The sequence below is a fragment of the Arsukibacterium sp. genome (assembly GCF_033722355.1).
Classification (GTDB): domain Bacteria; phylum Pseudomonadota; class Gammaproteobacteria; order Enterobacterales; family Alteromonadaceae; genus Alishewanella.
In genome coordinates this window covers 36918-45137 of the sequence record NZ_JAWVZF010000007.1, presented here as the reverse complement: position 1 = coordinate 45137, position 8220 = coordinate 36918, and the positions used below count along the sequence as shown (strand labels likewise).

The 8220-nt window shown below is 49.3% G+C and carries 7 protein-coding genes; 4 read left to right on the top strand and 3 right to left on the bottom strand.

The window, feature by feature from the left end:
- Positions 1–73 precede the first annotated feature (73 nt).
- Positions 74–1021, top strand: a complete 948-nt coding sequence (locus R3177_RS01830) for a D-2-hydroxyacid dehydrogenase (protein ID WP_318969335.1) — start codon at positions 74–76, stop codon at positions 1019–1021.
- A 136-nt stretch (positions 1022–1157) separates the two neighbouring features.
- On the top strand, positions 1158–3164 hold the full coding sequence (locus tag R3177_RS01825) for a tetratricopeptide repeat protein (protein ID WP_318969334.1): 2007 nt from the start codon (positions 1158–1160) through the stop codon (positions 3162–3164).
- Here R3177_RS01825 and R3177_RS01820 read toward each other — a convergent pair.
- Entirely contained in the window at positions 3120–3980 is an 861-nt protein-coding gene (locus R3177_RS01820) for an RNA pseudouridine synthase (RefSeq protein ID WP_318969333.1), read from the bottom strand. The two genes, R3177_RS01825 and R3177_RS01820, sit on opposite strands and share 45 nt — an antisense overlap.
- Positions 3981–4065: 85 nt before the next feature.
- On the opposite strand from R3177_RS01820, the gene R3177_RS01815 reads away from it, so the two are divergent.
- Together R3177_RS01815 and R3177_RS01810 are read left to right on the top strand one after the other, a co-directional pair.
- Entirely contained in the window at positions 4066–4695 is a 630-nt protein-coding gene (locus tag R3177_RS01815; RefSeq protein WP_318969332.1) for a choice-of-anchor H family protein, read from the top strand.
- On the top strand, positions 4696–5643 hold the full coding sequence (locus R3177_RS01810; RefSeq protein WP_318969331.1) for a hypothetical protein: 948 nt from the start codon (positions 4696–4698) through the stop codon (positions 5641–5643).
- On the opposite strand, the gene R3177_RS01805 is transcribed toward R3177_RS01810, so the two are convergent.
- Entirely contained in the window at positions 5606–6676 is a 1071-nt protein-coding gene (locus R3177_RS01805) for a hypothetical protein (RefSeq protein ID WP_318969330.1), read from the bottom strand. The genes R3177_RS01810 and R3177_RS01805 overlap by 38 nt on opposite strands.
- A 104-nt stretch (positions 6677–6780) precedes the next feature.
- Positions 6781–8172 (bottom strand): PhoH family protein, encoded by a 1392-nt coding sequence (locus R3177_RS01800; protein ID WP_318969329.1) that lies wholly within the window; start codon positions 8170–8172, stop codon positions 6781–6783.
- Between the last annotated feature and the right edge of the window lie 48 nt (positions 8173–8220).

Genomic DNA, 8220 nt, shown 5'->3' with positions numbered 1-8220 from the left:
GCTGGAATTTTGCGGGGAACATAACACCTCCAATTAAAGGGGGCTTATCATAACCAAACAAACTAAGGATTGCATGACCAGAATCGTTTTCCTTGATGCCGGCTCGATGGGTGACACAGATCTGACCCCGCTGCAATTGCCCGGTTGTCAACTGACCTGCCACGCCAGCACTGAGGCAGAGCAAATAATACCACGTTTAGTTAAAGCTGATATTGCTGTGGTCAATAAAGTAAAACTTACCGGCGATATTTTACGATCCCTGCCACAGCTGAAACTGATTTGCGTCGCGGCGACCGGTGTTAATAATATTGAACTGGCTGCAGCTGCGGCGCAGGATATTGCGGTCTGTAATGTCAGAGGCTATGCCGATACCGCAGTACCCCAGCATGCCATGGCATTACTTCTGGGTTTAACCAACCAGATCAGTCAATATCAACAGAGCCTGGCGCAGGGTGAATGGAGCCGCAGTCCGCATTTTTGTCTGCACAGCCACCGGTTAACAGAACTTGCCGGCAAACGTTTTGTGGTGGTCGGATACGGTGCGCTGGGGCAGGCAACCGCGCGGCTCGCTGCAGCCTTTGGCATGCAGGTTATCGTCAGTGAGCATAGAGGCCAGCAGCATTGCCGACCGGGCAGATTAACCTTTGAGCAGGCTTTACGTCAGGCTGACGTGCTGTCATTGCATTGTCCGCTAACCCCTGAAACGACCCACCTGCTTAACTCAGCGCATCTGGCACTGCTGCCAGATGGTGCCATAGTGTTGAATACGGCTCGTGGCGATCTGATCGATGAGACAGCGTTGCTGACTGAACTTGTCTCAGGCCGGCTGGCCGCCGGGCTGGATGTTCTTAGCAGCGAACCTCCTCCTGTTAACCACATGCTGTTACAGCAAGCACTGCCAAATTTGTTACTGACCCCGCACATTGGCTGGGCCAGTTCAGCCGCCAGAGACCGGATGGTAGTGCAGCTGGCTGAAAATATCAGTGCGTTCTTAGCAGGTAAAGTGCTGCGTCAGCTATAGCGCGTTAGCCGCTTTCGGGCTACACTGGCAGAAAAAAATGAGCTGTTAATCAATGAGATTAAACTGCAGTAAACCATTGCTCTGCATTCTGTTTTTCTGTTTGTTAGGAGCCTTTAACACAGCACGGGCAGACGAGTTGACGGCACGTTTGCGCCATGCGTCTGAAAACTATGAAGAGGTTATTACCAGGCAACTTGCCAGTACCACGGTTGCTGATTTTCCCCATTGGCTGACGCTCAGCCAGGCCTATCTGAGTGCCGATAACAAAGATGCGGCAATTCAGGCTTTACAGCAGGCCAGTATTCTGGCTGCTAATGATCTGCAACATGCTCATGTCGCACTACTCAGGGCAAAGGTCTATGGCATTTTGTTCCGGGATACCCGCCTTGCCATTAACTTTTTACAACAGGCCGAAACCTTACTGAGTGACAAGAACAGCAACACAGAGCAACAATTATATAGTGAAGTACTCACCAATTTTGCCCAGGCCTACAACCAGCTTGGCGAATTAGCCAAAGCCGAGTTTTTTGCAACTCAGAGTTTGAATATCGCAATCAGCCTTGCTGATCCAGCCAAAGAGCTGGCCGCACATATTATGCTCGGACGGATCGCCCTGCAAAATAATCGCTTTACCCAGGCACATCAGCATCTGCAACATGCCATGGTACTGGCTGAAAAACTGAATGATACCGAGTCTCGTGCCTCCATTCATTTCCGGCTGGGTATGGCATTTCGTAAAGTAGAAGAGCATGGTGCGGCGCTGGAGCATATGCAGCAGGCGGCAGCTCTCTATCAGAGCCTGAATAATCTGTCCAGCTACAGCTATGCTCTGGTATATATAGCTGAAAGTTATCTGGAAAGCCCGGAAGGTATTACCGAGGCTGAGCAATATCTGTTCAAAGCTCTGGCGATTAGTGAGCAAATTAACAATGTGATGCGCACCGCCATTATTAAGCAAAGTCTGGGCAGAGCCAGCAAGCTGCGCGGTGACCATACCCAGGCCGCACGATACTACAATGAGGCTTTACAGCAATTCCGGCAAATTGGTGTTCAGACCTATGTACAGGAGAGTGCACTGGCTTTAGCCGAGCTATTATTTTTACAGCAACAATTTGTGCAAAGTCAGCAAATCATCACAGAACTGAGTCCGGCAATCACCCAGGCCGCAAACTACCTGCAGGCCCGCTATTACGATCTCAGTGCCCGCCTGGCTGAGCAGCAACAGGACTGGCAGCAGGCTTATCGGCTTTATCAGCGGGCCAGCGAGCTGCAGTTTAACGAACTGAGCGCCTCGACTACGGAAAAACTGAATGATCTGAAAGAAAATCTCGCCCAGAGTAACACCCGGCAAGACAGCGCGGTTATGCATAAAACCGAACTTCACGCTATTCAGCGCTCACTGTTACACTGGCAAATTACGGCGCTGATACTGTTGGTACTGTTGGTTGTTGCCGCTTATTCATTCTGGCGGCAACGTGAACAATATCAACGGACACCACCGGCACTGATGAGCCGTCTGCTGTCAGCCAGCTGGAATCGCTTTTGTGAAAAGCTCCAGCAGGATAACCGAAATAAACTGCCTGTACAGATACTGGGTTTTGCTTTAGAAAATAGCCAGCAGCTTAAGCTTGATATCGGTGAAGCCCAATTACGGCGGCAAGTACAGCAGGTACTACAAAACATAACAGATCAACAGGTCATCACGTACTGCATCAACAGTGATGTATTGTGGCTCGGCTACCGGGCTGATCCCGGACAAGCGGCATGCTTTGCAGAACAACTCAAATGTGAAATACACCAGGCGCTGGCACCGTTATCAGCAACTGGCCGGCTGATCTGTTTACAGCTGGATGTATCTCAGCTACTGGGAGCTCGCTGGCAGGCGGGTGATCTGACGGCAATGCGCGAAGCGTTATGGCTCGGCTGGAAGCTTGCCACTATGTTTGATGAGCAGGCACCCGGCTGGCAGTTAGCGCTTAATGCCGAACAGCCAAGACCCTGTGAATGGCACAGCAGCAATGTTAGGCTGGATATGCTTAATGCCCTGCAGCTGGGTGCGCTTAAGCTGAGCGTAAATCAGCAGAACGTGCCGGCAACATTAACTGCGTTGCTGGCCGCTGAGACTGTTGAATCCGGCAAGTAATAACTCAGCAGGCAAGGTAACCAAGCGCTGATGGTGCTGCTGCGGACAGGTAAAACCAATAGCGCAGGCCTGTAATGCCAGGCCGCTCTGGTTTTTGTTATCTTCACCGTAGCGCGGGTCGCCCATCACCGGATGGCCAATAGCGGCGAAATGACGACGGATTTGATGTTTACGGCCACTAATCAAATCAATTTCCAGCCAACTGGTGTCTGACGCTGCATCATAGGCACGTTGCTTAAACCGGGTTAAGCAAGCCTTGCCGTCCAGCGGTGTGCTGAGCTCACCCACTGATAAAATATCCACGGCTATTTTGCCCTTAACCTGGACCAGATAAGTTTTACTTATTTGCTGCGCTGCAATAAGTCTGCTGAACGCGCTGGCCGCTGCTTTGGTATGAGCAATCAACATCAGACCGCTGGCCTCACGGTCGAGCCGGTGCAGCAGAAAAACCGGCCGGCTGGTAAAATGTTGTTCGGCAAACCGAAGAACGCTGAGATGGTCTCCCCATTCGTTACCCTGTGACAACATACCTGGCGGTTTAAACCAGACACTGTATGCACGGTAATCAGCAATCAGACGGGCTGGCGGGCAGCTGCGACTCAGAACATCTGAATCATAATTTAAGTGCAGTACCTGCCCAGATTGTAATGCATATTGGGCCCGACGTAATCGTTTAACCGGTCTGCCCAATAGCTGAACAGCGCCTTTATTCATGGCATCTTTCAGCCGTCCTTTGGCCAGTTCCGGTATCGCAGCAGCTAAAATAGCAATGGCCTGCCCCGCAGCCTGCACTTCAATCCGGCGTGACAACTTCATACCTTTACTTTCCCTTTACTGACAAGTTCAGCTGAAATTCAGCGCTGTGGCCTTTAATAGTAACAAATCTCAAGGAGATCTGCTTATGAAAACCCTATTGAAAACAGCAACTGGTTTACTGCTTCTATTACCTGTGTTTAGTTGGGCTGAAGCCATTAGCTCTGAACTTAGAAGCGGGCAACATACGCTAATCCAAAGTGGTAAAGTGCAAAGTCATGCGGTTAATCAGAGCTATCAGTCTGACGTCTGGTTTCAGCGGATTGATATCAGCCTGACGCGGGACGATAATGCTAACGGCTACTTTCACCGGTTGTATGTTGAATTTGATGCTGATACCGACTATGCATACCAGCAAGTATTTGCAGAGCTGAGTCTGACGCCTGATTTTGGCAGTGAACGGATTTACTATACCAGTTCGGTATTTGAATTGTTCAGTGACCGCAGCAGTGACTGGCTGGGTATTGAGACAGACCTGCAACAGCAGTATCCTGCAAACCTTTACCTGCTTACTATCAGGCTGTTTGATGCGCACACCGGCTATTTATTAGCAGAAGCCTCAGGCTATGATATAAGCGCGCTGGACGCGCTGACGCTGGAGGATTTTCAACGCGATCAAATCTTCAGCAGCAGTGTCGAAGTATCTGCCGGTAGTATTGGCCTGCTACTGATAATGGCACTAGGCTTATTACAGTGGCGACGGTTGGAGAGCGCGTGATTGAATAAAGTGATGTTACTGATGTTATTGTTTCCAGGGCTGCTGCCGGCAGCAACACTGGTGATGCATCAGCAAGTAGACAACACACAACGGCGGTTCAGTTACCAGTTACTGACCGCTGAGCAACAGTTCCGTTTTGCGTTTTCGCTGCAATCCGCCAGCATTGTCCGTAATGCCAATCTGGTACAGCGATATGTACCCGGCGTTCTGCGGCAGCAACTGGAACAGCAGTTACAGCAGCAGACCCGACAGGCAGGCCCTTACCGGGTAGTACCGGGCCCTGGACAAGACTGGCTGAATTTTGAACTTACCCACGCTTATCCGGCCGGTTCGCCCGAGGCGCAGCTGGCAGAGGCACAGCGGTTACAATTATTGAAGCAGCTGCAACGGCTCAGCCAGCAGTTTCAGCAACAGTATCTGGATACAACAGGCTATCAGCAGCTTTCCCTGCCTGATAACCGGCAGCTGATTATTGTCGATCACCAGAAAATCGTTGAACAGAGCCTGGCTGATATTGCTCCGCTCGCGCAGGCGCTGGTGAGCCAGCTGGAGCTGAGCGATCAGCGCCAGCTGATATCGGTTTTATTAAGCTGGATCCAGTTGATCCCATTACACCCGGCCGAACAGGCAGAATATGGCGCAAGTTATACTCCGCCATTGCAACTGTTGCGACAACATCAGGGCGACAGTGCCAGTAAAACGGTATTACTGGCGACTTTGCTCAAGATTATCCTGCCAAAGGTACGCCAGGCCATCTTGTACCTGCCAGAGCGAACCATGCTGGCACTGGCAATTCCAGCCGGGCCTGAGGATCTTACCGTCAGTTTGCAAAACATTGATTACCTGGTAGCAGACCCGTCAGGGCCTGAACTAATCCGGCTTGGCAAAGTAGCGAAACTACAGGAAGTATTTATTCGTAATCAGTTTTTTGACTTCCGGCAGTTTTAAGCTGACTGACTCTATCAAATAAATCCTGCCATCCGTCCGGGATATGCCTCACACCCGCCTGCTGATTCGCCAGCCGCTCAATGTGGGTTGACAACCGTTGTAACGGGCCAACAATCTTACGTTTATAGCGCCTTGCCAGCAACCAGGCCAGCACCAGCAAAACCACAATATAACTGAGCCAGTGTAGTATAAAAGTTCCAATACCAGCACTTAAGGCTGTACCACTTTTATCAATCAGCGCCAATGACCAGGGCAAACCGGCCAGTCTCTGGATCTGCAACGGGTATTGCTCAAGATTGTCGCCATTAATGAATTTAGAGCTGGCGACAATATTACCGGCCTGATCCAGCAGCAGAAAATAACGATCGGGATTATTCCGCTCCAGGTTTGCCAATAGAGGTGCCAGCTCCAGTGCCAGGACAAACCGGCCAATCTTGCGCTCGTTAACATAAAAAGGAACACTCATTGCAGCTTGCTCAAGAATAAAATCCCGGTAAAAAACCGGATTACGATCATAGCCATTGTCCGAGCGCTGATGACGTTGCAGCCAGGCAGTAAGTTGTTCGATGACATAATCAGACCATTTTTGCCGGCCGTTAAAGCCGTAGCCCTGTTCTGATATATAGTACAAGTCTTTCAGAGGACTGATACTGCCAGGCGCAATATCAAAATAAGGTTGCAGCTGCAGTAACATCTGCAGCTCCTGATTTAACGGTATAGCATCGACTGTTACCTGCTGGTGCAACACATCACCGGTCGTCAGCGACAATACCGGCACCTGGTTGGTCTCGGTAACAGGCATTTGTGAACTAAGCTGAGCCCGGTTGATCACAGCCTGAGCAAATTGTAACACCGGGTTTAGCTGAGCATCCATTTGCTGGGTAAACATCTCCAGTTGTCGCTGGCTGTGCTTCAGATTATTACTAAATTGCAGTAAAAACTGGATAAATGCGGCGGCAAAACTCAGTAGTATTATTATCAGTATCGAATATCTGACTGTGCTGTTATAAACAGCTAAAGCGGGACTGGACATGCAACTCCTTTGCATTTTGCTGAATTTTTAGTTTCGAAAATCCTAGACTATTTCCACTCAGAAGCAAACAGTGGCAGGGGCTTTTTTGCCCCCGCCGCAGCAAATTACAAATTAGCTTCAGCAAAAGAAGCCAGCCGACTGCGTACAACGCCATTGAGGTTGATGGTAGTACTCCCTTCAAAGTTTTTAAAACGCTCAACGATATAGGTTAAACCCGACGTTACAGCTGTCAGATAATTGCTGTCAATCTGTGACAAGTTTCCTGAGCAAATCAGTTTAGTGCCCTCACCACAGCGGGTAATAATGGTTTTTAACTGAGCCGCACTGAGATTCTGACATTCATCCAGAATGACAATGGCGTTCTGAATACTGCGACCACGCATAAAATTAACAGACTTAAACTGAATATTGGCTTTTTCCATAATGTAATTCACACTGGCATGGGGATGTTCATCCGTTTTATGCAACACTTCTAACGAGTCAGTGATTGCTGCCAGCCAGGGCGCCATTTTTTCCTCTTCCGTTCCGGGTAAAAAACCAATTGATTCAGCAATTTCAGGAGTATTACGGGTAACAATAACTTTATCGTACTGGCCCTTCTCAATGACCAGCTCAAGGGCAGCAGCCAGCGCGATCAGCGTTTTGCCGCAGCCCGCGGGTCCGGTAAGAATCACCAGATCCATTTGCGGGTCAAGCAAGGCCTGCAATGCCATTGCCTGATATATGTTCTTTGGATGAATGCCCCAGGCATGGCGGTGCATCAGCCGCTCATATCCAAAATCAAGGATCTTAATTTCGTGTTCAGTCAGTGCCAGCACCCTTCCGGCGAAGGTTTCAGCTTCATCAATCAGATATTCATTGATATAAGCGTTGGGTAGTACTTTACGACTGACGTAGTGCACCGTGTCACGGCCTTCGTTTTCAGTGCGGCATTCACCTACCTGACTCCAGAACTCACCGCTGAATTTAAAATAGCCCTTATACAAAAAGCGCACATCATCAATTAACTGATCGGTTCGGTAATCTTCAACCAGTTTTAAGCCCGCCCCTTTTGCTTTAAGCCGCATATTAATATCTTTGGTAACCAGAATAACCTTAACAGGGCCTTTTTCACGTTGCAGAAACAGTGCCGTGTTAATAATCAAATGATCGTTTTCACCGCCGGGCAACCCAGGTATTTCGTCCTTAATATGATGATCATTGATAATAAATAAATGGCCGCCAGTCAGGTTTTCATGCTGACGGGGCAAAGCTACCCCCTGCAGCATTTGTTCAGGCGAGGCGTCCCTGAGAATATCTTCCAGCGCCCGGATAGCAACCCGGGCGTCACGGCTGACGTCTTTATTGCGGTCTTTAATATGGTCCAGTTCTTCAAGGACGGTCATCGGAATGACAACATCGTGTTCTTCAAAATTCAGAAAGGCGAAAGGTTCATGCAGCAGGATATTGGTATCTAACACATATATTTTCTTTTCTTTGCTCTTTTTTCGCGCCATACGCAGCTCCTTCAGATAAAACTAAGGTGACCTGTTATCAACGGTATT

Coding starts and splice junctions, on each gene's coding strand:
- R3177_RS01830 (WP_318969335.1), top strand. CDS start 74: ATGACCAGAATCGTTTTCCTTGATGCCGGCTCGATGGGTGACACAGAT.
- R3177_RS01815 (WP_318969332.1), top strand. CDS start 4,066: ATGAAAACCCTATTGAAAACAGCAACTGGTTTACTGCTTCTATTACCT.
- R3177_RS01800 (WP_318969329.1), bottom strand. CDS start 8,172: ATGGCGCGAAAAAAGAGCAAAGAAAAGAAAATATATGTGTTAGATACC.
- R3177_RS01805 (WP_318969330.1), bottom strand. CDS start 6,676: ATGTCCAGTCCCGCTTTAGCTGTTTATAACAGCACAGTCAGATATTCG.
- R3177_RS01820 (WP_318969333.1), bottom strand. CDS start 3,980: ATGAAGTTGTCACGCCGGATTGAAGTGCAGGCTGCGGGGCAGGCCATT.